Origin of the sequence: Enterococcus sp. RTP21361st1_A6_RTP21361_211029 (assembly GCF_040910045.1) — a bacterium.
In the GTDB taxonomy this organism is placed as follows: Bacteria; Bacillota; Bacilli; order Lactobacillales; family Enterococcaceae; genus Enterococcus_D; species Enterococcus_D gallinarum.
Genome location: NZ_JBDGBK010000191.1, coordinates 1 through 1,715, shown reverse-complemented (window position 1 = coordinate 1,715; position 1,715 = coordinate 1). Strand labels below are relative to the sequence as shown.

Annotated in this window: 3 protein-coding genes; all 3 read left to right on the top strand. The window is 39.0% G+C overall.

Annotated features, from left to right (window positions below):
* The first annotated feature begins 17 nt into the window (after positions 1-17).
* The 3 genes from AB5Z52_RS16905 (at position 18) to AB5Z52_RS16895 (ending at position 1,556) form a co-directional block, all read left to right on the top strand.
* Positions 18-419: a MarR family winged helix-turn-helix transcriptional regulator gene (locus AB5Z52_RS16905; RefSeq protein WP_081131456.1), complete on the top strand. Its 402-nt coding sequence runs from the start codon at positions 18-20 to the stop codon at positions 417-419.
* A gap of 14 nt (positions 420-433) precedes the next feature.
* On the top strand, positions 434-1,072 hold the full coding sequence (locus tag AB5Z52_RS16900) for a nitroreductase family protein (RefSeq protein ID WP_034704225.1): 639 nt from the start codon (positions 434-436) through the stop codon (positions 1,070-1,072).
* A 124-nt stretch (positions 1,073-1,196) separates the two neighbouring features.
* Positions 1,197-1,556 carry a DUF1304 domain-containing protein gene (locus tag AB5Z52_RS16895; RefSeq protein ID WP_005470923.1) on the top strand — a complete coding sequence of 120 codons (360 nt, stop codon included), beginning with the start codon at positions 1,197-1,199 and terminating at the stop codon, positions 1,554-1,556.
* Positions 1,557-1,715 lie beyond the last annotated feature (159 nt).

Below are 1,715 nucleotides of genomic sequence, written 5' to 3'. Positions count from 1 at the left end.
TTAGAGAGGAGTATTCCATGCAGCTAAGAGAAATCAGCCGCCTGCTTTATCAGTTGAAAATTGCCAATCAAGAATTGACGGCAACTTTTGAAAAAAGCACCGGGTTCAGTCTGACCCGATATGAATTAATGATGTTCATCAAAGAAAATGGACGTTGTTCGCAATCTGACTTACAGACTGAATTGAAGATCGATAGTGCAGCAGTTACAAGACATCTAAAAATTTTAGAACAAAAGAATTATGTAGTGCGGGAAAGGAACAAAGACAACAATCGTGAAGTCTTTGTGGAAATAACACCTAAAGCCAAGCAAGAGCTGTCTGCTTGCGAGAAACACCAAGAGAAGGAAGCATTCGCCCTATCGCTGACCGAAGAAGAAGCAGCTGCGTTTTTGCAGTTGTTGAATAAATTAATGAAATGAAAGAGGCTACTAATATGTCAACCAATAGAGTAAACAACGATTTTTCAGATATCACTTTTGGAAGAAAATCCGTCCGTGTCTATGATGAGACGGTCAAAATCTCTCATGAGGAAATGTTAACGATGATTCAAGAAGCAACGACTGCCCCCTCATCTGTTAACATGCAACCATGGCGTTTCGTTGTCGTTGAAAGTGCTGAGCAAAAAGCAAAACTAAAACCACTGATCCGCTTCAACACACGCCAAAACGACACATCGGCAGCCATGATCTTGATTTTTGGTGATTTAGCTTGTTATGAATACGGGGAAGAAATTTACAATCAAGCAGTTGAAGCAGGAAAAATGCCGGCAGAAGTCAGAGACCAACAATTGGCAACGATCATTCCTTACTACAAGAGCTTCACGAAAGATCAAATGACCTCCATCGTAAAAGTTGACGCCAGCTTAGCGGCAATGCAGCTGATGTTAGTCGCGCGTGCCCATGGCTACGAAACGAATCCAATTGGTGGCTTTGAAGCAGACCAATTAGCAGAGGCTTTTGATGTCGATCCAGAACGCTACGTTCCAGTTATGATTCTATCAATTGGTAAAGCTGAAGAATTAGGCTATGAATCCATTCGTTTGGATGCAGAAAAAATCACGACATTTAAATAAATCTACTCTTACTTTCTATGTGGTCTTCCGTTTGTCTTTGTGTTCGCTAGAAGCATGAAGGACGGAAGATTGCTTGGTTTACTTTATAATAAAGAAAACCAGATTTAAAAAAGGAGGAAGCAAAATGTCCACTATTACTATAGGTTTAATCATGTTCGTTGCACTTGAATTTCTATTTATCATGTATTTGGAAACTTTTGCGACTACTTCAAAGAGAACGCAACGGGTTTTCAATTTATCAAAAGAAGAATTAGAACGCCCTTCACTGAATACATTGTTCAAAAATCAAGGAATCTATAATGGGTTAATCGGCATCGGCTTGCTCTATAGCGTGTTTCTTTCCGCTTCTCCTGTCGAATTGAGTCGCCTGCTTTTGATTTATATCATTTTAGTTGCTCTGTATGGCAGCATCACTAGTGACAAAAAAATTATATTGACACAAGGTGGCTTAGCAATCCTTGCATTGATAGCAACTTTTTTCTGATTTTTGAAAGATAATCAAAATGACCTCTCACAGTTATGTGTTCCATTAAATGATGGAACCGTTGCTAGTGAGAGGTTTTTTTGACAGTAAAGAAAGTATAAAAAGTTAAGGGCTAAAAAGGCTGCACTACCAGTCTTTTAGCCCTTTTCATTTTGTTTT

Coding starts and splice junctions, on each gene's coding strand:
- AB5Z52_RS16905 (WP_081131456.1), top strand. CDS start 18: ATGCAGCTAAGAGAAATCAGCCGCCTGCTTTATCAGTTGAAAATTGCC.
- AB5Z52_RS16900 (WP_034704225.1), top strand. CDS start 434: ATGTCAACCAATAGAGTAAACAACGATTTTTCAGATATCACTTTTGGA.
- AB5Z52_RS16895 (WP_005470923.1), top strand. CDS start 1,197: ATGTCCACTATTACTATAGGTTTAATCATGTTCGTTGCACTTGAATTT.